General features: G+C 33.7%; 27 protein-coding genes and 2 pseudogenes. 7 read left to right on the forward strand and 22 right to left on the reverse strand.

All coding sequences use genetic code 11. The features are described from left to right. Nucleotides 1-119: YrzI family small protein (locus COE49_RS04910; RefSeq protein WP_141552133.1), on the forward strand; the 119-nt coding region annotated here is incomplete at its 5' end. A 27-nt stretch (nt 120-146) separates the two neighbouring features. Next, complete coding sequence (locus tag COE49_RS04915) at nt 147-287, forward strand: YrzI family small protein (protein ID WP_088229391.1); 141 nt, start codon at nt 147-149, stop codon at nt 285-287. Nucleotides 288-526: 239 nt separating this feature from the next. Here COE49_RS04915 and COE49_RS04920 read toward each other — a convergent pair whose 3' ends face one another. After that, nucleotides 527-1612 (reverse strand): AI-2E family transporter, encoded by a 1086-nt coding sequence (locus COE49_RS04920; RefSeq protein WP_088229392.1) that lies wholly within the window; start codon nt 1610-1612, stop codon nt 527-529. 149 nt (nt 1613-1761) lie between these two features. Here COE49_RS04920 and COE49_RS04925 point away from each other — a divergent pair, with 149 nt between their 5' ends. Continuing rightward, nucleotides 1762-2583 (forward strand): HNH endonuclease, encoded by an 822-nt coding sequence (locus tag COE49_RS04925; protein ID WP_098253497.1) that lies wholly within the window; start codon nt 1762-1764, stop codon nt 2581-2583. Between the two features lie 228 nt (nt 2584-2811). On the opposite strand, the gene COE49_RS27920 is transcribed toward COE49_RS04925, so the two are convergent. The 17 genes from COE49_RS27920 to COE49_RS05010 form a co-directional block, all read right to left on the reverse strand. Next, nucleotides 2812-2904 carry a putative holin-like toxin gene (locus COE49_RS27920; protein WP_001290205.1) on the reverse strand — a complete coding sequence of 31 codons (93 nt, stop codon included), beginning with the start codon at nt 2902-2904 and terminating at the stop codon, nt 2812-2814. A gap of 159 nt (nt 2905-3063) precedes the next feature. Then, nucleotides 3064-3804, reverse strand: coding sequence for a hypothetical protein (locus COE49_RS04935; protein WP_098945743.1), 741 nt, complete (start codon nt 3802-3804; stop codon nt 3064-3066). Then, nucleotides 3801-4391: a TetR/AcrR family transcriptional regulator gene (locus COE49_RS04940; RefSeq protein WP_088229395.1), complete on the reverse strand. Its 591-nt coding sequence runs from the start codon at nt 4389-4391 to the stop codon at nt 3801-3803. The genes COE49_RS04935 and COE49_RS04940 overlap by 4 nt, the downstream gene beginning before the upstream one ends. Nucleotides 4392-4600: 209 nt before the next feature. Then, nucleotides 4601-5110 carry a ribonuclease FAU-1 family protein gene (locus COE49_RS04945; protein ID WP_088229396.1) on the reverse strand — a complete coding sequence of 170 codons (510 nt, stop codon included), beginning with the start codon at nt 5108-5110 and terminating at the stop codon, nt 4601-4603. A 104-nt stretch (nt 5111-5214) separates the two neighbouring features. After that, complete coding sequence (locus tag COE49_RS04950) at nt 5215-5709, reverse strand: NUDIX hydrolase (RefSeq protein ID WP_098945744.1); 495 nt, start codon at nt 5707-5709, stop codon at nt 5215-5217. Then, the gene (locus COE49_RS04955; RefSeq protein WP_098945745.1) at nt 5702-6751 is read right to left on the reverse strand and encodes a hypothetical protein; all 1050 of its coding nucleotides are present in this window, start codon (nt 6749-6751) and stop codon (nt 5702-5704) included. Before COE49_RS04955 ends, COE49_RS04950 begins: the two co-directional genes overlap by 8 nt. Before the next feature lie 12 nt (nt 6752-6763). Continuing rightward, nucleotides 6764-7237 carry a tetratricopeptide repeat protein gene (locus COE49_RS04960; protein ID WP_140417267.1) on the reverse strand — a complete coding sequence of 158 codons (474 nt, stop codon included), beginning with the start codon at nt 7235-7237 and terminating at the stop codon, nt 6764-6766. A 120-nt stretch (nt 7238-7357) separates the two neighbouring features. Continuing rightward, entirely contained in the window at nt 7358-8047 is a 690-nt protein-coding gene (locus COE49_RS04965; protein ID WP_088229400.1) for a phosphopantothenoylcysteine decarboxylase domain-containing protein, read from the reverse strand. A 12-nt stretch (nt 8048-8059) separates the two neighbouring features. After that, nucleotides 8060-8860 carry an AAC(3) family N-acetyltransferase gene (locus COE49_RS04970; RefSeq protein ID WP_140417296.1) on the reverse strand — a complete coding sequence of 267 codons (801 nt, stop codon included), beginning with the start codon at nt 8858-8860 and terminating at the stop codon, nt 8060-8062. 267 nt (nt 8861-9127) lie between these two features. After that, complete coding sequence (locus tag COE49_RS04975) at nt 9128-10375, reverse strand: glutathionylspermidine synthase family protein (protein ID WP_088229402.1); 1248 nt, start codon at nt 10373-10375, stop codon at nt 9128-9130. A 20-nt stretch (nt 10376-10395) separates the two neighbouring features. Beyond that, nucleotides 10396-11004: a hypothetical protein gene (locus COE49_RS04980; protein ID WP_088229403.1), complete on the reverse strand. Its 609-nt coding sequence runs from the start codon at nt 11002-11004 to the stop codon at nt 10396-10398. Between the two features lie 111 nt (nt 11005-11115). Continuing rightward, entirely contained in the window at nt 11116-11517 is a 402-nt protein-coding gene (locus tag COE49_RS04985) for a GNAT family N-acetyltransferase (protein WP_088229404.1), read from the reverse strand. Between the two features lie 56 nt (nt 11518-11573). Next, nucleotides 11574-12512, reverse strand: a complete 939-nt coding sequence (locus tag COE49_RS04990; protein ID WP_088229405.1) for a DMT family transporter — start codon at nt 12510-12512, stop codon at nt 11574-11576. A 102-nt stretch (nt 12513-12614) separates the two neighbouring features. Then, a complete protein-coding gene (locus tag COE49_RS04995; protein ID WP_088229406.1) occupies nt 12615-13115 on the reverse strand; it encodes a GNAT family N-acetyltransferase in 501 nt (166 codons plus the stop codon). 33 nt (nt 13116-13148) lie between these two features. Beyond that, a complete protein-coding gene (locus COE49_RS05000) occupies nt 13149-13694 on the reverse strand; it encodes a GNAT family N-acetyltransferase (protein WP_088229407.1) in 546 nt (181 codons plus the stop codon). 15 nt (nt 13695-13709) lie between these two features. Then, entirely contained in the window at nt 13710-14411 is a 702-nt protein-coding gene (locus COE49_RS05005; protein WP_098840981.1) for a nucleotidyltransferase domain-containing protein, read from the reverse strand. Nucleotides 14412-14427: 16 nt separating this feature from the next. After that, a complete protein-coding gene (locus tag COE49_RS05010; RefSeq protein WP_088229409.1) occupies nt 14428-15111 on the reverse strand; it encodes a DNA alkylation repair protein in 684 nt (227 codons plus the stop codon). 290 nt (nt 15112-15401) lie between these two features. On the opposite strand from COE49_RS05010, the gene COE49_RS05015 reads away from it, so the two are divergent. Then, on the forward strand, nt 15402-16229 hold the full coding sequence (locus tag COE49_RS05015) for a peptidoglycan-N-acetylglucosamine deacetylase (RefSeq protein WP_088229410.1): 828 nt from the start codon (nt 15402-15404) through the stop codon (nt 16227-16229). A 64-nt stretch (nt 16230-16293) separates the two neighbouring features. Here the strand turns inward: COE49_RS05015 and COE49_RS05020 are convergent. After that, a pseudogene (locus COE49_RS05020) lies at nt 16294-16434 on the reverse strand (WapI family immunity protein); the annotation flags it as partial. Between the two features lie 51 nt (nt 16435-16485). Next, nucleotides 16486-17031, reverse strand: a complete 546-nt coding sequence (locus tag COE49_RS05025) for a TetR/AcrR family transcriptional regulator (RefSeq protein ID WP_088229411.1) — start codon at nt 17029-17031, stop codon at nt 16486-16488. A 172-nt stretch (nt 17032-17203) separates the two neighbouring features. On the opposite strand from COE49_RS05025, the gene COE49_RS05030 reads away from it, so the two are divergent. Both COE49_RS05030 and COE49_RS05035 read left to right on the forward strand, forming a co-directional pair. Then, the gene (locus COE49_RS05030) at nt 17204-18652 is read left to right on the forward strand and encodes a DHA2 family efflux MFS transporter permease subunit (protein WP_088229412.1); all 1449 of its coding nucleotides are present in this window, start codon (nt 17204-17206) and stop codon (nt 18650-18652) included. A 174-nt stretch (nt 18653-18826) separates the two neighbouring features. After that, the gene (locus COE49_RS05035) at nt 18827-19498 is read left to right on the forward strand and encodes a TerC family protein (protein WP_088229413.1); all 672 of its coding nucleotides are present in this window, start codon (nt 18827-18829) and stop codon (nt 19496-19498) included. Between the two features lie 58 nt (nt 19499-19556). Here the strand turns inward: COE49_RS05035 and ltaS are convergent, their stop codons facing one another. Together ltaS and COE49_RS05050 are read right to left on the reverse strand one after the other, a co-directional pair. Next, on the reverse strand, nt 19557-21530 hold the full coding sequence (gene ltaS, locus COE49_RS05040; RefSeq protein ID WP_088229414.1) for a lipoteichoic acid synthase: 1974 nt from the start codon (nt 21528-21530) through the stop codon (nt 19557-19559). 513 nt (nt 21531-22043) lie between these two features. Beyond that, on the reverse strand, nt 22044-23669 hold the full coding sequence (locus tag COE49_RS05050) for an ABC-F family ATP-binding cassette domain-containing protein (RefSeq protein WP_048526047.1): 1626 nt from the start codon (nt 23667-23669) through the stop codon (nt 22044-22046). Nucleotides 23670-23913: 244 nt separating this feature from the next. Between COE49_RS05050 and COE49_RS27530 the strand changes: the two are divergent. Continuing rightward, nucleotides 23914-24352, forward strand: a pseudogene (locus COE49_RS27530) (stress protein). Nucleotides 24353-24372 lie beyond the last annotated feature (20 nt).

Here is a 24372-nt window from a genome sequence, read left to right on the forward strand (position 1 = left end):
TAACTATTACCATTCAAAAAAATAAATTTTCTGAATCTGAAATACTTCATGAACGACAAATTAATCAGGATATGGATCATGTAAAGGAAAGACAAAGTCATTACTGTAGTCATCTGTAATTCCGATTTGAAAGGAGGAATTCACTTATGAAGTTTCACCTTTTCTTTTTAACTATTACGATTCAAAAAGAAACGATGTCTCAAAATGAATTAAAACAAGAGCAACAATATAAACAAATTATTGATGAAATTCGTGATCGTAGAAGCAAATACTACACTCACCTATAATCGTTTAAATATAACAAATTGAAAGGAGTCGATTATGATGTTGATAGCACGGTGTAAAGAAATGATTTGGATAGTTCAGAGGGATTCCACATAGTCTTATAGGGATCATATCACACAGGCTTACCGTTGAATTTGATATGTAAAAAATATATATTAAAACTATATTAGTACACTTTTAAATATTAATTTACAAACAAAGATACACCACTTAAAAAGCGGTGTATCTTTGTCAACAATTACTATTTTCGATTATTTCGTTTCGTCTTAAACAATCTCACTAAGTTCGAAACAACCGTTTTTGTTACTGCATAAACTGGCACTGCTAAAATCATCCCGATAATTCCCGCAAAGTTACCTACCCCTAAAATTAAAATAATAATTGTTAACGGGTGGATATTTAATTTTGAACTCATAATACGCGGTGAAATAATATTACTTTCAAACTGCTGTACAATTGTTACGATAATTATTACGTACAATGCTTGCATCGGAGATACGAACAGACCTACAATGACAGCCGGTGCTGCACCGATAAATGGACCTAAGTTCGGAATTATATTTGTAAATGCTGCGATAATCCCTAAAACGAAAGCATACGGTAAACCGATAATTAAATAACCAGTAAATGTAAAGGCACCGATAAATAAACAAACGAGCGCTTGACCTTGAATATATGCAGATAATGTTTCGTTCGTTTCCTTTATGATACGAAGTCCTTCTTCTCGGTAAGACTCAGGTAATAGACTAACTGCTTTCCCTGGAAAGGCATGTCCATCTTTAAACATATAAAATAATATGAACGGTACTGTAAATATAACTAACGCAACATTCGTGATGATACCAAATACAGCCGTTGCACTCGACGTAATTGTGTTTGGAATTTCCTTTAAAGATGCAATCGCATTTTTTTCAATTGTTTCAATGGAAACGTAGTTTTGTGTAGATATCCATTCAAAAAATCTATGATGGGATAACTCTTGTATGTATATTTTCCCCTCTTTTATATAAGTTGGCATATTTTTTACTAAATCCATTAACTGTTGTGAGATGGTTGGAACGACTACTCCAATAGCAACCCCACCTAATGTGATAATAAAAAGGTATAGTAGTAAAATCGCTAAATTTCTAGGAACTTTTTTATTCTCTAAAAAGACTAACAAAGGGTTAAATACAAAGTATAAAAATAACGCGATTAAAATAGGGAAAAATAATGTTGATATGAAGATACCAATTGGTTGAAATAGAAACGATATTTTTGTGCAAATAAATATAATCCCTACAACCATCAGCACTTCTAATGTCCAAAAGTGCACTTTCGATTTCAAAAAAACGTCCTCCTTTAAACTAGCACTTCTCTATATTGTACCAAAATAAACATGAATTTCACATAATATTTTCCTTAACAATATTCCAAAATGCCAATAAATACACTACAATGAGATTACATACAAATTTGCAGGTAAAGGTGATAAATATGACACAATGCATCATTTGCAGAAAAGATACGAAAGAACTTAGTGAACAATATGTCATCCCAGAAATATTATGTGGGTATTATTTCACAAACTCAATTTGTGATACTTGTCATGAACAAATGACAACAAATATTGATCGCCCTTTAATTAGGCATAAGTTAAGTCAATATAAGATTGAGCAAATGAAAAAACAAATCGACTCCCCCCTTTATACGAATGAACATGGTGAGGAACTTGCGGCGGCTGAGACAGATATTATTGAAGTAAGTGATGAAATACTTTATTCCAATGCATTAATTATGAAACTATGTAAAAAACATGATATTTCATTACATAATGAAATTTGGAAAGAAGAACGTGTAACGAAAGTAGCTAGCTCTATTCAACGTGAATTACTTTTAGATAACCGTAAATACAAAATGAGCGTATTAAAAATGGCTTATACTTTCGCTGTACAAACAATTGATGACTACTTTGAAGATCAAGATGCAATTGATATTTCTAACATTCTATCAAATGCCGATTTTATGGAATTGAAAGAAAAGAGCATTGTTCGTGACTTAAGTAAAAGTTCACTATGGAATACATTAAATACAAATAGTGAAAACCATTATTTTATTTTATTAAGCGATAAAGACGGGCTGTTCTGTTTCATTCGTCTATTTGATATCTTTGACGTTGTCGTTCATTTATCAGAAAAGCGATATGAACTTCCATCACCCATTGTCGGCGTAAATAACGTAAATACGCAGGAATTTTATGTCCAAAGTTTAAAACAATATATGGACGGGCTATTTAAAGAAAAAACACCTTCTATATAATCAGAATGAGAACATACGGTCTCCTTTCTTGATGAAAAGACACTGTGTTATAATGATTATGAAAAGAACAATACAATCACATAATCTAATTAAAAATTGTATATAAATAAAAAAGACTAGTGTGCGGCTACACACTAGTCCACGTAACTTAGCAGATTGGATTGTTCATTTATCCTATTTGTTTCTTACAAACAAAACAACCCACATTCTATAGGCATAGGTGGGTTGTTATTTTTTGAGCTTGTCAATTAAGACGACAATAAACGTTAACAATGCAACGAGAAACAGTCCACCTTGCAGTAACAACGTAATTTCACTCATGTATTATCACCCCCCTCCTACTTTGGAGAAGTGATAATTGAACAACCAACCGTACCATAAGTTACCTCTTAATTTTACCATATTTATTAATTGTTTACGATGAAAACCCGTAAGCTTAATAACTTGCGAGTTTTTTTGTTTGAACATCTTGACTGTTGTTTATTTGAAAACTATTTTTTTACGGTCCTTAATCCACTGTAACCAATAAGAAAACTCACATGCCAAATGCATTTGATGCGATTTAATAAGGCTATTAGGACAAAGTGCCGGGAACTCTACAACTAGACTTACTTTTATGCCAGTATCTATATCTTTAAATTGATGCCGGACTCCACCAATAATAGTACCGTCTTTCATACGTGCAACACCTGTTGAATGGTATGGATAAGACTTATCTCTAGGTGTTTTCACTCCCGTTTCGTCACCAAAAACAATAAAAAATTGAACCGGAAACGGAGAATTACCAGTAGTTTCAATAACTTCTAATTCATTTTCCCCAAAGGGTCTTAGTACATAGTGATCCGGACAAGCTGATAAATTCACTTGATCATTTTCACGTGATTGTTCAAGCATAAAACTATCAATTCCATTTATCGCTTCTTCTGCCGTAATCCCGTCTAAATAAATACTTGTTTTTGAAAATTTTCGTCTATCGCCAGATAAAACAGTACAAATACGCATACCCATTTCACTTAATTTAAGTTTAGATTTCAACTTATCATACATTTCATTGTATGAATAATTTAACTTTCGTTCCGTTAGTTTTTTCATCATAACGTCTGTATCATTTATTTTAGCCTCTTTATGTCCTAATGTATGTAATACTTTTTTAATACGTACTCTTTTCCACTTTGTAAGTTGCTCTTGTGAAATATTTTTTTCATCGATAATAATCTTCATATACATTCTCCTTCCTTTGGATCGTATCGTAGTGTAGTTAATACTAAATTAACCATTTCTTGCTTCGTATCTAGATTCAACTTCAATTCTGAATGAGCAATACTGCTAAGACCGTATAAAATAAATCCTGAAGCTAATAATGAGTTATTAGTATTAAAAACCCCTGTTTTTACCCCTTCTTCAATTACTTGTCGAATTAATGGTTGCATTCGCGCGAATAATTTCTGTTCCAGTTGAAAATGTTGTTCCGTCTGAAAAGAACTCATATTTTTATAGGGTACTAATTTTTCAATAAATGTCCAAAATATATTTAGAGAATCCTTCATCTTTTGCATGACAGACCGTTCATTAGAAACAAGTATTTCTTCAATTAACTCCATATTTTTCACAATAAAGTCATTTAAAACTTCATCAACAAAATTCTCTTTAGACTTGAAGTAATAGTAAAATAAGCCTGTTGCTACACCAGCCTGACTAACAACATCTTTTATGCTAAATCCTTTCATACCATTATTCATATATAGTTCAAAGCCAATATCCATTAACTCTTGGCGTCTTACATCTGGTTCTTTTGATATTCTTTTCATACTTCATCTCCTACTATGTTTTTATCACGACTGAATCTGATTCAATCATAATTGACTGAACTATATTCAGTCAACCTTGGTTGTTAAATTTAACAATCCATTTAGAAACTAAACAACAAAATTTCTACAAAAAAGAGTAATCTCAAAAAAATAACTTAAGACTACTCAATTTCATTACACACATATTTTCTTTTCAAATCGATTAAACTTTATTTTAGCCGCACCATTTCTGTCTCTCCAATCATTTGAGGAAGCGACTTTTTAATTATTTCCTTTAATACATAAAGAGCTTCAGCCACATAACCATCTTCAAAACTCTCTAAGGGCTCAGGTAATTCATCTTCATCTAAAATAAAGTATTCTCCGCTTGGAAGTACCAGAATATCAATAATTAAGTCTTCAAATAACACTAGTTCGTCTGTTATTTGCGTATTTTTTACAACATTAAAATAAGAGCCTACATACATTCCATTCTTATCTCTCCATATGTATAAATTGTATGGACGATCTTCCCAATAGTATGCAATGGTGTAACTTCCTTTCGGTATTGTTAAACTCGAATCATGTGTAGTCATCGTAAATGAATATTGCACCTCATGAAATAACACGATACTTTGCGATTTCTTTTCAAGTATTAAACAATTGTGATCTACTATTGTCGAGTCATACCGAATTTTTCTTTCTATAATTTCACTTTTTGCTGTTCGTAATTTATTCATTATTTTGGTTCCCCTTATGCTAATTTTAGTCTTAATTATATCCATTTATATAGTGATGAAAAAGTGTTTGGTCCTCAATTACACAATAAAAACTCCCTCTTATTTTAGAAGGAGTTTTTCACTGTCCATGTTTCATATTTTTTCACTTCTAATGGAAGCTCATTTGTTCTCAGCCACTCTACTGCACTACATACAAGCGGAGATGCATTGTCATCTGTAATGCTTTCGATAGGAATCCATCTAGCCCCTAATGAATCTTGTTCTTCAAATTGTTCCAGTACTACGAATTCATCTTCGAACCTTTCAACACCGTAGAAAACTGCGATATGATGTACATGTGTGTACTCCTTGAATTTTGATGGGAATTGAAAATCAATTGTACCTATTTGTTTTACTACCGTTACATTTAGCCCGGTCTCTTCTTTAATCTCTCTATGAAGTCCAGCTAATAATGCTTCACCATCTTCTAAACTACCACCAGGTAGATCATACCGATTTCTATATGGACCTCTAATTTTATCGATTACTAATATGTTATAGTTTTCGATACAAATACCGTACACACCAAACGCAAGATGAAAATTAGTAGCATTATTCATGGTTCAATTTCTCCATTAACGCATCATAAAATTTTCTTTCCTCATCCACATTTAAGTGAACACGACTTACTGTTTTAGAAAATCCATATAACAATTGCGCTTTCACTGGCTCTTTTAGTTTTATTTCAAATGTTGGAGGTTCCTTAATAAATTCCAACACAGTTGCGTCAAGAACCTCTTCCTCTTTCTTTACAGGTTCTCCTTTATAAAACGTAATTTTATCAATTTGTGTAAATGGTATAATAATTTTCTTTCCTAATCCAATTTGAATAATTATTTTTTCTTCCGCAACAATAATTGGATTTTTACGCATAGCTTGTATTTCAGCTAAAAAATAAAACATTGCATATACGTTTAAAATAAGTAAAACCCATGCTATTACTGGATTCCATTGATGAAGCAAATAATGAAAACCGATACTTTCAATTACTGTTGCGTGGATAATCATAATATAAACACCTATAGCACCAGTCTTTTTATGATATGAGTACACAGATTCATCTTCTGGTACTTTTACACACCACGATAAAAACGCATAATAGATTAACTTACACTCTGTTAAAATAACATCTACTAACGTACCTCTTTTCATAGTCGCATCAAACGCTGCATCAATTGCATAAGAAAATGAAGAATACTCTCTTTTATATTTTTTATATCTTTTTACTATGTTAGGAAGCATTCTAACAATTTTATATAAAAGGAATAATTCTAAGCATACAAATGCAATTTCTCCCGCAACTATAATATAAGAAACGTATGAAAAAGCTTGTAAATAGTCACTTGGAATAATAAACCTTGCAAATATATAACCAGCTATTACAACAGGAAATATATAGGTTAACGAATATCTCTTTCGAATAATTAAGAAATACGTGAGTACTGGAATTACAACTATACAATCTAACAAAGAACCAAGCACAACTTCTTTTGGAGCGGCTGGTACAATTGGAAGGGCATACACTAAATAGTTTGATAACATAATGAAAGATACGAGCCCCACCCAAATTCCTTTTCGCTTTCGCGATATGGATATGTTCATACGGTCACTCCTCTATTCAAAAACCTCGTTTAAACGGTCTTTATAAAATGAAATGGCACGTTCAAATTCTTTTACCTTTTCTACTTTTACGACAGTTTCTAGTAATAATTTCATTGCAGATTCATGATCGTTTACGTTATATTTTGCTAATGATAAAAACACTTTCATTGGATCGTTCTCTGGAAATTTCTTAACCCCAGCTTCTAATACTGTAATCGCCTTTTCATACTCACCTATACAACGATATGTACTACCAAGACCAATATAAGCACCGCAAAGTGATTCTCCTTCAAGGCCGTTTGCAATTGCCTGCTCATAATACGGCACAGCATCTATTTCAAGACCCATTACATCATGTATCCAAGCGCATTGATAAATCACTTCTGCATCCCTCGTAAAATGTGTTAATCCTATAAGTATTTCTCTGGACTGCGCATATTTCTTTTCGTCTCGGAGTTTAATAGCTTGCTTTAATAAATGTTCCATAGAACCCACTCCTTACCAATTATTCTCTGTATAGATCTTGATTGGTTTACACTTCACATTTGATTAAAGTCTCGCTCATTTATATACTATGCGGATTCATACTTATCTAAAAACCAAATTTTACAAGGCAGTAATACGATTACATAATATCTCTAAGCTTTTGACAATTTCTATCGCTGTTTCATCTTTCCCATTACATAACTTACCTTTACCATCTTGTCCAATGACGTAGTGCACCGCCCCGCGCGAATATAAAGAATGTGGTGAATTTGCAATCATTACATTCGCCTTTGCTTCTTTCATTCTATTTTTCGCTCTTTCAAACAATTCTTCCTCATTTAGATCACTTTCAAGTTTAAAACCAACGAGTACTGTTTCTGGGTCCCACTCTTTAATTTGTTTTAATACTTTCGGTGCCTTTTTGAAATGTATAATAGGCGCTATATCACTTGAGATTTTCCCATTCATATCAAGAACATTCCCATCTTGATCACAAATCTTGTCCACAATCCAATCGGATCCAGCTGCTGCCATAATAACCGCATCAACTTTTTCATGCGTAATAATACTCTTCATTTTATCTTGTAAATCAATTATTCCTTCAAATGGATGTAGCTCTAACCCTCTATGTACATCGCTCGGTTTCTCCGCAAAATAACCATGTAAATATATAACGTGTGCCCCTTTTGCTATAAGTTCTTCCGCGATTATCCTTCCGATTGTTCCTTTTGCCATATTTGTATGTCCGCGTACTTCATCCCATTTTTCTAAACAACCACCGCTCGTAATTAATACTTTTTTCCCCTTCATCGCAATCATCCCTTACTGATTTTTCTTACGAAACCATTCTGTTCCAAAGTCAACTATATCACGTTGCTTCATAATACGGCACGTTGCATTACCTATTTTTCCATTTGTTACAGTTCCTTTTTGCTCAAACTGTACACCGATTTCTACAAACGTTTCAGAATCGTAATCCATATCAACAAATTCTTTCCATACTCTTTCACCGTTTTCTAAAATTGGTGCTCCTACTTGTATTAACTCACGTGCACCAGAACGTACTTCAGATATATGTACAGACGTATTAGAATCATGGCCAACACCAATTAATAATATGTATCCATCTAAATCGTATATTTTTCTTAATGGTGATTCCTCTCCAAAGCTCATTGATAGTGAATGATCCCTGACTATTCCCTCTGCATGCTTTCCCCATGCAGCAAAACTTCCTAATGGATGATTGCTGCGCACTACATTCGGATATGTACGGAAACATTCAACTATTTCACCCATTCCTCTTGTTGGTGTTATGCGTGGATCAAATGCTGGGACATTATCACGGATAATCTGCCACCAGTCTTCAGGTACAGGCGGTCTTGACCAATGTTTCGGATCGGATAAATCTGAAGATTGCGTTGGCATAATTATTGTTCCTTCTTTTGTAACGACTTTCATTAACGCTTCTACTACCGCAACCGCTCCACCAGAAATCCAACCGATTGAACTTAATGATGAATGAACGATAATTGTCATTCCTTTTCGGACTCCTAATGCCTTTAAATCTTTCGTAATGGATTCAATTGTATTCGGAAATTGTGTATTTGCTACTATTTCATTTATTTTCATAACGGTTCCCCCACTAACCCTATATATTAAAATTTAAACTTATACATAAATATATTATCATATTTTTCTTAATTTTTAACTTAATCATTTTTCATATCTATAAAAATGGTAATATTAGCATGTGGGATATAGTTAAATTGTGTTTACACTAACAAAAGAAGGTGAAGGTTTTACATCACAGTAATTATAAGCTTTCATTCCAATCTATATTTTATACATAGACGAAAGAGCTCATCACAAATGATGAGCTCTTTGTGTGCTTTACCCTTCAATTGTAACCCCAGTAAACATTGATAAGTTTCCCGTTATTTTCTCGCCTACACGTAAAAATAAACCTGCTGCTCTTCCGCTTATACAATGCGAGCCGATTAGTAATTTACCAGTATACGGACCATCCCAAGTGTCAATTGTATAATCGGGCATTTCTATATATTGCTGGTATACTTTCCGTTGTTCAAAGTAATACTCTGTTTTATCTTCAGCTAGCAGTTCATCATTTTCGTATATAGATACTCCGCCACCTTCTCGGCCATATAATGGTTTGGAAACATACGATTCATTTCTTTCTAAAAATGGTTTATTCGTAAAATATGTTGGTAGGAAATATTTTTGAATGACGTTTCGCTCTTCTGCTCCAAAGAAAACCTCTTCTTCGTACAACTTCCAAATTAAAGCGAGTACACTTTTATTTTGCATAACAAATGCAGCTGGTGGATTAATAATTCGTACTCTTCCTTGCGCGATATGATTTAAAAATTGTAAACCAATCCTTTTTCCATTCTTATCGACGTCCGATACTAAATACTCTATCGGATACAGTCTATATAAATATTTAATCTTTTCTCCGTCTGGCATATATATGCCATCATCTGCAACGACGATATCTTGAATTCCCACATATTCGGTGGGCTGATTTAAGCAATAACTTCTCAAAAATTGAACTGTTTGACGGTCTTCATCGTGCCAATCGTAACTTGTAAAATATATTGTCTCTTCAGGCCCTATATTATAATCATGCTTAATTTGTTCCCACGCCTGCACAATATGCTCTTCAATATGATTTGGATGATTTACATCATGATAACGACACAACACTTCATTTGCGACAGACGGTTCTAAATATCCTGTTGGTGTATCACAATTTACTTCTATTAATTTAATATCATCACCATTTACGATAAAATCAAACCTTGTAAAATATGAAAACAAACCAGTATGCTTCATTCTCGCAATTTCCCACGTTTCGGGCGGAAATCCAAGTTTTTGAAAATCTTCTGTCGTATTTACAATAAATTGATATGTTCTATATAACACATACATAATTTCTTCTGTCGCTTTAGAAATAGCGGTATATGTGTTTGCCGGCATGCGATACATCCCTGTTGCCATATATTGATTCCACTCTTCCTTCTCTAACAGACTCGGCCACGTAAATCCATTTCGGCCAGCCTCTTCCGCAAGTGAAAACCATATTTTCATATACTCTTTCTGCTCTTGTTCTGTATACATGATCCTATTTTCCTTTCGTGTTATGATCCGGCTGGCGCTTTTGCGTTCCCAATTCCACTTGAACCAGAATTTACTTTTGGCGTTTGTGTCGTAGATGATTTTGGCGTATTTGTATCTGGCGTCACTTTATTTGTTGTATTTGGAGGTTGCTTATTTAAATCAACTTTATTTGAAGAGTTGCTGTTACTGTTAGTGCCGCCGTAATTTCCTCCGCCACCGCTACCACCAGTTCTCCTTTCATCTTTTTCACGATAAGGAATAACATTGCTTGTGTATGGTTTCTTCATTACATTTGGTTTCACTGTATAATTCATATTTGAGGCTCTGTTTGCTAATAAATATCCTGCTACGAATGGAAGTATCGGTAAATGTGAGTTTTCGTGATACGATGAAAATGATGGATTAATTTCCTGACATAACTCATCTTTTTCTACATTTTCCGTTGTTGGAGTTTTATCGTCACAATTTAGTGTTCCTTGTTCATTCCCTTGCTTCGCATCATCTGTTTTAACAGCAGTACTTTCTTTCTGTACAGTCTCTTCTTCATAATCACCACAGCCCGTTAATAAAAATGATGATACTCCTATAGAAGCAGCGACTTTTATAAATTTTCTTTTATCCATTCTCATGTGTTATACACCTAATTTCTGTTATCTATATTTTTCCAGATACCTTTATTATATAATGTAAATATTACTTTTTTCAAACTAAACCCTATATGCACATTTGCATATTTTATACTATTTTTCTAAATAACAATGAAACCTTTCAATCCCCGGATATCTTTCTCCTAAACTTTTAACCTGAAAACCAATTTTCTTATAAAATTCTACTACCTCATCGTCTGTCTCTGCCTCGACATAAGTCAATTGATGCATTCTTACTACTTCTCTTATCATTCGCAACGCAATTCCTTGATGACGATATTTTGGCATGACAGCAATGTGACATATTCTCGCTTTCATTGATCCGATAACTTCAATACCTATACAAGCTTTTTCTTCGTATTTATATAATGTCCCTTCACTTCCTTGATAAAATAATACTGCTTTCTTTAAGCTTATTTCATTTGGACCGACGGCATACTTTAGTACATTAAAAATTATATCTTTTTCAATTTGTTCAACACGCTGTAAATTCATACTCATATCCCTTTCTATGAAAAAAGATTAGCTCTTTATAAAAAGAGCTAATCTCTCTACGCTGTTATCTTTTCTTCTTTCTTCACAACGACCGCTACATAACTATGTAGTATCATTCCAACTATAACGAGGCTCATGCCGATCCAAGATAAAGATGACGGAATTGGGGCAGATAACCAAATGAGCTCTCCTACTAGTGCAAATAAAACTTCACCAGACTGCGTTGCTTCCACTGTTGCTAGTTTTTGCGGATCATCTTTCACAAGATCTGTCGCAAAGAAAAATAGTACTGTCGCGATTAAACCAGAACTAACTGCTACAATAAAACATTGGAACACTTGACTACTTGATGGTAACCCACCTGTTGATACTTCGTAACCAGATAATAAAAACCAAAATGGTAAACTTGCCAATGTCATACCGAGAACTCGCTGGAATACATCTAACTCCCCTTTACAAACTTGCATCATTTTTCGATTTCCAAGAGGATACGCAAACGCTGCAATAAGTACAGGAACGACACATAAAATGGTTTCACGAATGCCTAAAGAAGAAGCATGTTCTACTTGCATAAGCACAACACCACATAAAATAATGCCTGACATTACTAACTCCTTCATTGGAAGTTTTTTATGTAATGGGTCTACCGCAAAAAAGGGTGTTAATAAAATACCAGCGACGATCGTTATTTGCCATGTTGATGCAACAAGCCAACCTGGTCCGAACGCTCCAGCAAAACTAAGCGGTGCATAAAAGAGGCCAAATCCAACAATACTCCATACTAACCATTCTTTCGGATTCTTTTTCATATATTGAAAGAGTTGCTTTAAGTTCCCTCTATACATGACAATAAGTAAAAGCATTGGAACCATAAAGTAATACCGTAATGATGCACTCCAAATCCAGCTTCCACCTTCTAAATCCATCGCCCGGTTTAAAACGAAGGTAAAGGCAAAGAAAAATGATGCCAAAATTCCTACTGCAATAGCTTTCATTATAAAACCCCTTGTTTAGTTTCTTCTTAATACTATACAAAAAATGAATATAATTAAAATTCTCATTTTTTAAATTGGATGTAATATAATAAACTTCTTCCCTTAAAGAAACAGTACCATATATTGATCGTCACTATAAACACCATTTATCTTTAAAGCATTTTTTTCTATACCGTACGTTTTAAATTCCATTGATTCATATAATCGTTTGGCTGGTTCGTTCGTTGATACCACGCCTAAATTCAATTGCTCTAACTTCATTTCTCTTGCCCTTTCAATAGCTTTACGTATTAAATCACGTGCAAGACCACTTCTTCGATTATCAGTATCTACATACATCGCAACGATATGTCCTTTATGCTTATATGCTTCCTTTTCTTCTGTTAATAAAGTAACAACCCCAACTAAGCAATTTTCTTTATTAAAAGCGCCAAATGTAAAACTACTGTTAGATGAAAGATTACTAGCAACTCGTTCAAGCGGATTTTCTTGACGCACTGCTTCTTCATAAGTCGTTACAAATGCTTCTGGATTTACTTGTAATGCTTGTAAACGTAACTCCCAATATTGCTTCGCATCCACCTTTGTAAGTAATCGAATCATTTTATCTTCCCCTTTTTATTTTACATAATATTTTTATATGCTACTAACTTTTGATTCATACTCTTCTTTTAATATACTGTAACGATAGCGATGAATGAACTTCCCCTGACGTAATCTATCATTTCTCATTAACCCTTCACAAACAAAACCAGCCTTTTCATAACTCTTTCTAGCTTGTGTATTATCCTCATCTACACGTAACCAAATTTTCTCCAATTCGAACTGAGAGAATCCGATTTGTAACATGCTATTTAGAGCTGCCATTCCAAATCCTTTTCCCCAATAGTCTTTATTTCCAATGGCAATTCCTAGTTCTGCATTTTTATTTGCTTTATCAAAGTTTTTAAGGTCTACCCATCCAATGTGTATACCGTTCTCGGTAACGATAGCTCTTTGTTCGTAACCATTTTCTCGATTTATACAAGCTTCAATCCATTTTTTCGTATCTTCACGTGTGAACGGAGGATATTGATCTGGTACGACTAAATGCTTTGTCACTTTTGTATCTAATGACCATTGATATCGATCTTCTATATCAGCTACTGTTAATTCTCTTAATTGAACGTATGGTACATTCATTGTGTTAACTCCTTTTTATTTTCCTATAGAAAACCCTTCGAACATTCGTCCTCCATACTGTTCTAACGTTTTTTCTACAAAAGTAATTAATTTTCTTTTTTCTCCCGTTGTATAAAAATGATCAAAAGCTGCTACAAATTGGTTTGCATATTGCTCATCATATCTTCTTAACACTCTAATAAACCATTTTGAATTTCCGAGCCACTTACCATTTACTCTTAATACATATTCATGTACTAAATCAGCTAACAAATTTGCAATAAACAATTCTTCTTCTCTTTTTGTAGCACCAATAAAGTCATCCAAAGTATCCGTAATAAAATACCGCTTCTGCTTCATCGTTTCTTCGGTCCATTTAGCTGGTCCTTTATTTATTAAATCATTCGCTTCTCTTTTTAATTTTTCAACAATTTCATTTTCCCCTTTTAATACGATCCCCTCTGAAACTAATTGTGGTAACGAAGGTCTCCCCCGATCGCAATCCATTTTAAAAAAGGTTTTATACGTTTCAAAATTATGTACGAACACTTCAACAGGCCATCCATTACTATAGAAAGATTCTCTATAACAAGATGACAAACTATCGTCTATTATTACAATATCAAGATCAGATGTTTTTGTTGCTTCCCCTCGTACAACACTTCCTCCGAGTAAAGCTACATCACAATTCGGGAATTGTGATGTAATTATGCTTTGTGCCGCTTCAATTGGTTTCATAGGCTTTCCCCTTTTCTTATTTCACTTTCTTTTTTTCAGCTCTTTCTCTCGCTTTTTTTATATAGGCTTCAGCGTCGGGTGTTTTACATGACGTTGCGCCGTGATCAACCTGTACTTTTCCAATTTCACGTGCAATTTCAATCGCTTGTCGCTCTAAGTCTTCATTACGAATTCCTATCGCGATTAAGGCACTATTCATCGCTTCTTTTTTTCTATTTTTTTCATTATGTATATGTACTTTAATCTCTTCTAAATACGGTGAGAAAAAATCATCTTGTAACGTTTTATTTTTAATCGCTATATTTGCTAATAAAGACCAGCCTGCTCTTCCAATCCATTCATCATCAGACTTTGTCCATTCGTCCATTCTTTCAATCGCGATTGGCGCTGTACATATAGCTGTCATCAGAACGTCCATTAAACAATAATAATCGACTTCTCCAACCCATTCATTTATCTGCTCTTTCGTAAGCCTCTTTGGATCTAAAACCATCGTCGCCAAAGTCCTTGCGTCCATATTTTTTGTTTCCCATAATGAAATTGCTAAACCATGATCTTTTTTTATCTTCTTTTTTAATAATTTTAAATTCGCAAAACTAACTCCAAATAAAGGCTCTTTCGCTCCATGATTTTTATACGTCTTACGCGTTTGTTCTGTCCCATATTCTTCTAGTTGCTGCATTACTTCTTCAAGTAACATATGTCCACCTCATTTTTGTTTTATGTTGACTTCATATATGTATGTACGATATATTCTACATTATTTTTCGATTTTCCTATATGTATTTTAAAAATACGGTATGTGAAATTATATGTTACTCCCCCTATTTTCCACTCCTCTATACATTCTAGTTTTAGAACTTACAAAACACTATAATCTTGCATACTTTTGGACAAACTTTCTTACACTTGTAAAAAAGTTTTTTTGCATTTCCCTACCTATAGTTGCTAATATAGTAGAGTAGAACTTTTATAGAGAGAAGGAAAATTATGCACAATGGAATTCGAATGACAACTTTAGTGAAAAGGGCTATGTTGATTTGCGCTGGGGTATTATTTACTTACGAAGCCGCTTTTGGATCAGTACATACTGCTCTAGCAAGTACAGAGGATGAAGCTAAATCTGTTCAACTGGTAAGTGAAATTCAAACATCTCTTGCTCCAAAAGAAGCTCCAAAACACTATAACGGGCAAGTTAGAAAAGTCGCTTATTTAACATTTGATGATGGTCCCGGAAAATATACAGCTGAGCTTTTAGATATGTTAAAAAGAGAAGATGCAAAAGCAACATTCTTCCTAATTGGTTCAAACGTAAAAGCTTTCCCTGACCTTGTAAAACGTGAAGATGCTGAAGGCCACTACGTTGGGATGCACAGTATGACTCATAACTACAAGAAACTTTACACAGAAGGTCATTACGTAGATGAAATGAAGGAAGATCAAGGCTTAATCGCTGGCGTTCTAGGCAAATCACCAGTATTAACTCGTCCATCTTACGGCTCAATGCCAGGATTAAACGAAACTCTTCGTAACAAAGTTGTTGAAAATGGGTTAAAAGTTTGGGATTGGACAATTGATTCTTTAGACTGGAAATATAACAAAATGCCTGTTGATGCTGCATCAGCTAAAATTGTAGAAAACGTTCTAGCTCATGCTACAAATCCAACAGAAGTTATTCTTATGCACGATATTCATCCACAATCTGTTCAAGCAGTTCCTGGTATTATTAAGGGGCTGAAAGAAAGAGGATATGAATTAGAAGCCTATCATGAGAACGAACACTTCCCATTAAACTTCTGGCATGATAATCGTATGTAATGAAAAAGACTTGATTTCCTCTAGTAGGTTATTGAGTCTTTTTTTATCGCTTCGGGAATTTTCTTTATTGTTCTTCAATAGAACGCATAATGTCCTCTCTATCACCTTGAGTTATTCTAATAGAAAATTCGTATTCTTTTTCCTTACACCATGAAGGATTAAGTTCCAATGATAAGTGAATAACAATGTGAAACTCCCCTTCTTTCTATGAATCTTTTGTTTAATGGATTTTATTAATTCCGATACTAAAAAACCATTATCCTTTATACATGAAATAAATCTGATTTGCGATATAATCTGAACTAAAATGAAGTCCATTCCGTATCCACCACATGATAATACCTACCAATGAGGCCGTTTTAATATCAACTGCAACATAATCATCAGGTAACTCCTGGTTTGTATTCTCTCTTCTCGTTTCTATTAGTTGCTTTATAAATAAAAATAATTGCTCCTCAAATTGATTCATTTTAAATAAAATAAATAAATAATTTCGGTGGATATATAAATAATCCAGTAGTTGTGTTAGCTTTTGTTTTTCTGATAAATCTCCGGCATGTATTAAATCAATAATTTTATTAGAAAGTTCATTTAAAATCTCATTCGTGATTTGGTCTAATAAATCTTGAATGTCCTGATAATGTAAATAAAATGTTGTTCGATTTAATCCTGCTTTTGTTGCGACTTTCTGAACCGTTAAGCTTGAAATACTAAGATTCTCACTTAAAAGAGAAAAAACAGCATTTTTAAACATGTCTCTTGAACGAACTGTACGAGGATCTTCTTTTTTATGTGTAGACATTTTAAAACTCCTTTATAGATTTTCTCTTAACTTACTCGACAGTGTATACCTTCAGTATCGAGTAGTAAACATTTTCAATCAAACTGTTCATGGTCAAAGAAAATTTATTTTGTTACCATTTATTTTATCGACGCAATGTCGATAAATCAAGAAACAACGAAGGAGTTTACTCATGCAAAAGGAAATATCGGAAAAAAACAAAAAAATTATATTAATTGTCCTCATTACTGGCTGTTTTTTATCAACACTCAATCAGACTTTATTAAATGTAGCAATGAGTAATTTAATGGAAGTATTTGATGTAACAGCTACAACAGTACAATGGCTATCAACAGGCTTTATGCTCATAAATGGTGTTCTAGTACCAATTACTGCATTTTTAATGAAACGTTATACAACACGGCAGCTATTTATTAGCTCGATGCTCTCTTTGTTTATTGGAACTGTTCTCTGTGCATGTGCCATGAACTTTGGTGTTCTGTTAACAGGAAGAATGATTCAAGCAGTTGGGGCAGGAATTATTATGCCACTAATGATGACAGTTATTTTATATTTATACCCTAGTGAAAAGCGCGGAAGTGTAATGGGGACTATCGGCTTCGCTATCATTTTTGCGCCAGCCATCGCTCCAACTTTATCTGGTTTTATAATTGAATATGTATCATGGAGATGGCTATTTATCGGATTGGCTCCATTCGTATTTATCGTTATAATTCTCGCATTTAAATATTTAATGAATGTTGCTGAGACAACAAAAGCCACATTAGATATCGTAAGTGTCATTTTATCAACGATTGGCTTTGGTTGTATTATATTCGGATTTAGTAGTGCAGGAAGCAAAGGTTGGGATCATCCGGTTGTTATTACTACCATTATCACCGGTATATTCGTTACAACTTTATTCTGTTTACGTCAAATAAAGTCTAATGATCCATTACTAAATTTATCCGTATTTAAATATAAAATTTTCACTCTTACTTCAATCATTAACGTACTTATTACGATGATTATGTATGCTGATTTAATTCTTTTACCAATTTACTTACAAAATGGGCGTGGTTTTACCGCATTTGAATCCGGTCTACTTCTTTTGCCTGGAGCTGTGATTAATGCCTTCTTATCCCCTATCACGGGCAAAATGTTTGATAAATACGGAGCAAAGCCACTCTTTATTACAGGCTTAATATGTATAATTATTTCAATGTGGGGTGTAATTGATTTAACGGAGTCTACAACTTATATGTATGTAATGGTTCGTACTATTATTTTACGAATTGGGCTAAGCTTCATTTCGATGCCGTTAAATACTGCGGGGCTGAATGCTTTACCAAGAGAACTGGGTTCACATGGTTCAGCAGTAAACAATACCATTCGTCAATTAGCAGGTGCAATTGGAACAGCAGTTATCATTACTGTATATACAATCCAATCAACTTCACATACTTTACAGTTATCTAGTGAAAGTGGAAACATATCAGCTATACAAGTAAAAAAATTAGCTTCTATCTTCAGCTCAAATGATGCCTACGTATTTATGTTAGTCTTGTCTTTTGTTGCTTTAATTATTGCATGTTTCACACCTAAAAAAGTAGCAATTCAAAAATATGAAAGTAAATCTTAGAGCAAAAACAATGTTAAAAATTAAGTACTTACAAGGTGGATTAAAATGTGTACCGAATCCATCTTTTTAAGTATGTATTGCTTACGATTATAATTATTATCTTCGATTCAACTTTTGAATTTTTAATACAGCGTAACAGCTTAGCACATATTACTCGTAAGGAGTGATATATAAATGGACTTTCTCTCACCTGAATATTGGTCTGCCCTACTTGCTATTATTGTAATTGATTTGGTGTTAGCTGGTGATAATGCCATCGTAATCGGATTAGCCGCAAGACGATTACCGAAAGATCAACAAAAGAAAGTTATCATTTGGGGAACAATCGGAGCAATCGCTATAAGAGCTGCTGCTACCTTAGTTGTTGTTTGGTTATTAAAAATACCAGGATTACTTCTAATTGGTGGTGTACTTCTCATATGGATTGCTTACAAATTAATTGCTGAAGGAAAAGATCATGATATTAAGGCTGAAGAAGGATTTTGGTCTGCTATTAAAACCATTATTATTGCGGATGCGTTAATGGGAATTGATAATGTCCTCGCCGTTGCAGGAGCTGCACATGGTAATTTTTCTTTAGTAATCATCGGGCTATTAGTTTCTATTCCAGTAGTCGTATGGGGCAGTACATTAATTTTAAAATGGGTTGACCGTTTTCCTGTCATCATTACAATTGGAGCAGCTGTTTTAGCTTATACTGCTGCAAAAATGATTGTAGATGAGAAATGGTTCGTTGGGTTTTTCGAAAGTAATCCTTTCATAAAGTGGGCATTCATCGTTATTATCATTGCCGGTGTAGTATTCTTTGGAAAGATGAAACAAAAAACGAAAGATGGTTCTATATAATGACAACGTTCTATTTACAAACAAGAGCGCTACTCATATGAGTAGCGCTCTTTAATATTTATTTCGTTTCCCCGTCTTCAGTCGTCTTTACCTTCGTTTTATTTTTATCACGATGGTTATAGTTGTACTTCGATCGATCGACCGGTGTAAATCCTTCCGGTGTGTAGAATCGTAATAAATCTCCGTTAACAACTTGGTCAGAGTATTTTAGTGATTTTTGAACCATTTGTTCATTTTGTTTTATTTCATCAGTAAATTCTACAGGTTTTCCAGTTTTCGTATCATAGTATTTACCGTTCAGTGCAGTAACTGTCGGGCTTACGTAGTTACCGTTACGGAATGGAACGACTTGTTTATGCTCTGGTGATAATAAATCTGATCCGAATTGGACATAATTTTTCGTATCTGTCCCTAGTAAGTGTAATAACGTTGGCAACACGTCAATTTCTCCACCGTATTGATGTTGTACGCCGCCTTCCATTCCTGGTACGCGAATGATTAAAGGTACACGTTGTAATTGAGCATTTTCAAATGAGTTCATTTCTTTACCCATTATTTGAGACATTGCTGCACTATGATTATCTGAAATACCGTAATGGTCACCATACATAACGATAATTGAGTTATCGTATAAACCAGATTGTTTCAAGTAATCCACGAAGCCTTTTACAGACTCATCTAAATAGCGTGCTGTTTGGAAATACGTATCTACTGATGAATCACCTGTTTTAGCTGGTTCAATCGTCGCTTCCGCATTATCGATCGGATAAGGGAAATGATTCGATAACGTAATGAACTTCGTATAGAACGGTTGTTTCAACGTTTGTAATAACGGAATTGATTCATTAAAGAACGGTTTATCTTTTAAGCCGTAGTTTACTACATCTTTTTCGTTCATATCATAGTATGACGCATCAAAGAAATTATTAAAACCAAATGATTTATAAATTTCATCACGGTTCCAGAATGTTTTATAGTTACCGTGGAACACTGCTGATGTATATCCTTGTTGACCTAAAATAGCTGGTGCTGATTGATACGTGTTATGAGCTTTATTTGTAAAAACAGATCCTTGTGGTAATCCGTACATTGAGTTCTCTAACATAAACTCCGCATCAGATGTTTTACCTTGTCCTGTTTGATGGAAGAAGTTATCAAAGTATAACGTATTCTCATCTTTTATAAACGAGTTTAAGAATGGTGTAACCTCTTGGCCATTTAATTTGTAGTTTAGTAAAAAGTTTTGGAATGACTCTAAATGAATATAAATTACGTTCATTCCTTTTCCTTTACCGAAATACTCAGGATTTGGACTTGCATAAGTTGATGAAAGATAGTTTCTTACTTCTGTCATACTATCGCCATCTGCAAGTGCACGTTCTGTTGATGCTTTCGCACTTTGAATACCATCATAAATTGTAAAGTTATACACTCCTAAATATTTCACGATATAATTGCGGTCGAATGTTCTTGTTAATAACTGAGGACGATCTGATTCTGCAAGTCCTAAGTTAATACTAAAGAATAAAATACCCGCTATAAACACAAGTGATAATTTATGCTTCGCAACACGGATTGGTTTAGGGTTTACAAATTTCGTTGCGACTAAAACAATTAAAATGATTGTATCTAAGAAATATAGTGGATCATATACATGTAGCAATGCAAAAATACTATTACCTAAATCTCCAAAGTTATTCGATTGTGTTAATGTCGGGAACGTAATAAAGTCACTGAAAAAGCGGTAATATACTACGTTTGAGTATAAAAGTATAGACATTAGCAAATCAATAACAATTAACCAAATGTAAGCTCGTTTCCCCTTTGCGAATAATGCGAGCCCTAAAAATATAACTGCTGAACTTAACGGGTTGAAAAACAGTAAGAACTTTTGGATTGTATTTGATATCCCTAAATTAAATTCTATCACATATGCTGCATACGTTTTTAACCATAATAAAATAACTGCAAACACGAAAAATCCAAAGTGATTGCTTAACACTCGTTTACTCTTTAATAGTAATTGTTTCATCTCTCCACCTCTTTTGATCATCCAAGGCTTATTTTGATATAAGTCTGTCTCTCTATTCAATTTTTCTTCTTCAACTAGATTTTTTTATTTAACTATATGAAGAATATTAGTAATTATAATTTGAAGCCTTTATTTATTCAACTATTTCTTTTTAAACATTTTGACCTTGGTTTCTATTTAACGAAATAAATTTGTAACATTTCCTGTTTTCTCCCAAAGTCCATCCAACTAATTATGACTCCACATACTATAAACCTATATTCACTGCTTCGCAAATAAATATGTCTCCAATTTTGGAACATTATTGTAATGTATTTAAATTCACTATACATAACATTTGTTTTTTCATTGTATAAAAAAGGATACATTAATTCGATGTTTATTAACGTTCGGGTAATTCCACTGGATGCAACATCAAAATCAATTACCTCCACTAAAGTTAGTTTTGAATAATTATTCATAATACATAAAAAAACCTCGCTCTCAAAACGAGAGCGAGGTTTTTTTCATATATTATTGACCTTTATACATTGCATCTACTTGTTTTTGAAGCTCTTCATTTTCTAAGAACTCATCGTAAGTAGCCTCTTTATCGATTACACCGTTTGGCGTTACTTCGATAATGCGGTTTGCAATTGTTTGTACGAACTGATGGTCATGAGATGTGAATAACATTGTACCTTTAAATGCGATTAAACCGTTGTTTAATGCAGTAATAGACTCAAGGTCTAAGTGGTTCGTTGGATCGTCAAGTGTAATTACGTTCGCACCACTTAACATCATTTTAGATAGCATACAACGAACTTTTTCGCCTCCAGATAGTACAGAAACGTTCTTCTTAACTTCTTCACCTGAGAATAACATACGACCTAAGAAACCACGTAAGAAGCTTTCTGACTCATCTTGTGGAGAGAATTGGCGTAACCATTCAACTAAGTTGTAGTCACTGTTCTCAAAGTACTTAGAGTTATCTCTTGGGAAGTAAGATTGAGAAGTTGTAACGCCCCATTTGAATGAACCGCTATCTGGCTCCATTTCACCCATCAGAATTTTAAATAATGTTGTCATTGCAATATCGTTACGACCGATAAATGCAACTTTATCACCTTTATTTAAAGTGAAGTACACATTATCTAACACTTTTTCGCCATCAATTGTTTTAGAAAGACCTTCAACTGTTAATAAGTCATTTCCTACTTCACGCTCAGGTGTGAAGCCAACGAATGGGTAACGACGAGATGATGGTCTAATATCATCTAATGTAATTTTATCTAATAATTTTTTACGAGAAGTTGCTTGTTTCGCTTTAGATGCGTTTGAGCTAAAGCGCGCAATGAAGTTTTGTAACTCTTTTACTTTCTCTTCTTTTTTCTTATTAGCATCTTGTGTTAATTTTAAAGCTAATTGGCTTGACTCATACCAGAAGTCATAGTTACCAACATAAAGTTGAATTTTACCGAAATCAAGATCAGCCATGTGCGTACAAACTTTATTTAAGAAGTGACGGTCATGGGATACAACGATTACTGTATTTTCAAAGTTCATTAAGAAGTTTTCTAACCATTGAATCGCTTTTAAGTCCAAGTGGTTGGTAGGCTCATCTAGTAATAGAATGTCAGGTTTACCGAATAAAGCTTGAGCAAGTAATACTTTTACTTTCTCTGCCCCAGTTAATTCTGACAATTTCTTATCATGAAGATCTTCCCCAATACCTAAACCTTTAAGAAGGATTGCAGCTTCTGATTCTGCTTCCCAACCGTTAAGCTCAGCGAATTCACCTTCAAGTTCAGCAGCACGCATACCATCTTCATCACTAAAGTCTTCTTTCATGTAAATCGCATTTTTCTCTTGCATTACTTTGTAAAGTTGCGTGTGACCCATAATTACTGTTTCTAATACTGGGAACTCTTCATATTCGAAGTGGTTCTGTTTTAATACCGCTAAACGCTCACCTGGCGTAATATGTATGTCACCTGTTGATGGCTCAATTTCTCCAGATAAAATCTTTAGAAATGTTGATTTACCAGCACCGTTCGCTCCGATTAAACCGTAGCAGTTACCTGGCGTGAATTTTATGTTAACATCTTCAAATAATTTGCGATCCGCGAAACGCAAACTAACGTTACTTACTGTAATCATTTGTGTCCTCCTACTAATACCGCTTATTTCAGCGTTTTCTCACCGATTGTCTTAAAAAATCGCATATTACGACTCAATTATTGTAGACTATAGCTATTATATAGTAGAAGCTGGATGAATAGCAACGATTGATTGTTATTCAATCATTTTCAACCTTGAATAATTTTTATATTTTTAACGAAAAAATATCATACTGCAATAACATATACTTTAAGGAGGAGTTACTTTGAAGAAAATTTTAGTAATAGCCGCATTATGTTTATCATTAACTTCTTTAACTGCATGCGGTAGCAACAACGCTAATTCACCAACTGAATCTAAGCAAGAAAAAAAAAGAAAAAAAAGTTACAATAGATTCGATTATCTCCGAATTTAAAAATGCTGGTCTACAAGCAGAAAACCCAACTGATTTACCTCAAAAAGAGTTCGGAAACTTGCGTAAAGAAGGGAAACGTATTATGGTACCAGCACTTGGTGAGGATAGTGGTGGTCGCTTATTTGAAATAACTAAAAAAGAAGACCTGGAAAAAGTGAAGAAATATTACGACGAATTAGGAAACTCCTCTCCCATGTTATTTTCCCATACATATGCAAAAGGAAATTTCCTCTTACAAATGAATGGAGATATGAAAGACGAAGAGTTTGCAAAATATAAAGATGTGATGGACAAGTTTATTAAGTAACAAAAAAATCCCCCTTTAAA

Source organism: Bacillus sp. AFS029637, from assembly GCF_002584985.1.
In the GTDB taxonomy this organism is placed as follows: domain Bacteria; phylum Bacillota; class Bacilli; order Bacillales; family Bacillaceae_G; genus Bacillus_A.

Coding starts and splice junctions, on each gene's coding strand:
- COE49_RS04915 (WP_088229391.1), top strand. CDS start 147: ATGAAGTTTCACCTTTTCTTTTTAACTATTACGATTCAAAAAGAAACG.
- COE49_RS04945 (WP_088229396.1), bottom strand. CDS start 5,110: ATGAATAAATTACGAACAGCAAAAAGTGAAATTATAGAAAGAAAAATT.
- COE49_RS04925 (WP_098253497.1), top strand. CDS start 1,762: ATGACACAATGCATCATTTGCAGAAAAGATACGAAAGAACTTAGTGAA.
- COE49_RS04975 (WP_088229402.1), bottom strand. CDS start 10,375: ATGTATACAGAACAAGAGCAGAAAGAGTATATGAAAATATGGTTTTCA.
- COE49_RS05000 (WP_088229407.1), bottom strand. CDS start 13,694: ATGAATGTACCATACGTTCAATTAAGAGAATTAACAGTAGCTGATATA.
- COE49_RS05035 (WP_088229413.1), top strand. CDS start 18,827: ATGGACTTTCTCTCACCTGAATATTGGTCTGCCCTACTTGCTATTATT.
- COE49_RS05050 (WP_048526047.1), bottom strand. CDS start 23,669: ATGATTACAGTAAGTAACGTTAGTTTGCGTTTCGCGGATCGCAAATTA.
- COE49_RS04935 (WP_098945743.1), bottom strand. CDS start 3,804: ATGAAGATTATTATCGATGAAAAAAATATTTCACAAGAGCAACTTACA.
- COE49_RS05030 (WP_088229412.1), top strand. CDS start 17,204: ATGCAAAAGGAAATATCGGAAAAAAACAAAAAAATTATATTAATTGTC.
- COE49_RS05015 (WP_088229410.1), top strand. CDS start 15,402: ATGCACAATGGAATTCGAATGACAACTTTAGTGAAAAGGGCTATGTTG.
- COE49_RS05025 (WP_088229411.1), bottom strand. CDS start 17,031: ATGTCTACACATAAAAAAGAAGATCCTCGTACAGTTCGTTCAAGAGAC.
- COE49_RS04995 (WP_088229406.1), bottom strand. CDS start 13,115: ATGATTCGATTACTTACAAAGGTGGATGCGAAGCAATATTGGGAGTTA.
- ltaS (WP_088229414.1), bottom strand. CDS start 21,530: ATGAAACAATTACTATTAAAGAGTAAACGAGTGTTAAGCAATCACTTT.
- COE49_RS04955 (WP_098945745.1), bottom strand. CDS start 6,751: ATGAACATATCCATATCGCGAAAGCGAAAAGGAATTTGGGTGGGGCTC.
- COE49_RS04950 (WP_098945744.1), bottom strand. CDS start 5,709: ATGAATAATGCTACTAATTTTCATCTTGCGTTTGGTGTGTACGGTATT.
- COE49_RS04940 (WP_088229395.1), bottom strand. CDS start 4,391: ATGAAAAGAATATCAAAAGAACCAGATGTAAGACGCCAAGAGTTAATG.
- COE49_RS04960 (WP_140417267.1), bottom strand. CDS start 7,237: ATGGAACATTTATTAAAGCAAGCTATTAAACTCCGAGACGAAAAGAAA.
- COE49_RS04985 (WP_088229404.1), bottom strand. CDS start 11,517: ATGAATTTACAGCGTGTTGAACAAATTGAAAAAGATATAATTTTTAAT.
- COE49_RS04990 (WP_088229405.1), bottom strand. CDS start 12,512: ATGAAAGCTATTGCAGTAGGAATTTTGGCATCATTTTTCTTTGCCTTT.
- COE49_RS05005 (WP_098840981.1), bottom strand. CDS start 14,411: ATGAAACCAATTGAAGCGGCACAAAGCATAATTACATCACAATTCCCG.
- COE49_RS04980 (WP_088229403.1), bottom strand. CDS start 11,004: ATGAGAATGGATAAAAGAAAATTTATAAAAGTCGCTGCTTCTATAGGA.
- COE49_RS27920 (WP_001290205.1), bottom strand. CDS start 2,904: ATGAGTGAAATTACGTTGTTACTGCAAGGTGGACTGTTTCTCGTTGCA.
- COE49_RS05010 (WP_088229409.1), bottom strand. CDS start 15,111: ATGTTACTTGAAGAAGTAATGCAGCAACTAGAAGAATATGGGACAGAA.
- COE49_RS04965 (WP_088229400.1), bottom strand. CDS start 8,047: ATGAAGGGGAAAAAAGTATTAATTACGAGCGGTGGTTGTTTAGAAAAA.